This is a genomic window from Burkholderia sp. LMG 13014, assembly GCF_905232215.1.
Classification (GTDB): domain Bacteria; phylum Pseudomonadota; class Gammaproteobacteria; order Burkholderiales; family Burkholderiaceae; genus Burkholderia.
This window is the reverse complement of sequence record NZ_CAJNKE010001083.1, coordinates 1-333: the sequence shown is the minus strand read 5'-3', so window position 1 is coordinate 333 and position 333 is coordinate 1. Positions and strand designations below refer to the sequence as shown.

The window sequence follows — 333 nt, the reverse complement described above, 5'->3', positions numbered from 1 at the left end:
ATCGGTGCGTGCGCCGGTCGCTCGGGGCATGTGTAGATCGACGGCCCGATCATGGGCCGTTAAGGAATACTTATGGTGACGTCATCCGATCTGCGTTTTACCTTCACTGCTGGCGACGAGTCATTTGAGGTCGTCGAGTTCGCGCTGCATGAAGGGTTGTCCGAAACCTTCCGCCTGGCGGTCGAACTGGCCAGTGCCAATCCGGCCATCGACTTTAGACAGGTTCTTGATCGTAATGGCCTGCTGACCATCTGGCAGAGCGGCCAGCCCGTGCGGTATGTACACGGCGCGGTTTCTTCGTTCGTTCAGGGCGATACGGGTTTTCGACGTACG

The 333-nt window shown here is 58.3% G+C and carries 1 protein-coding gene; it reads left to right on the top strand.

The annotated features are described in order from the left end of the window. Positions 1-72: 72 nt before the first annotated feature. A partial coding sequence (locus JYJ84_RS37500) for a contractile injection system protein, VgrG/Pvc8 family (protein WP_275890782.1) occupies positions 73-333 on the top strand: 261 nt, incomplete at its 3' end.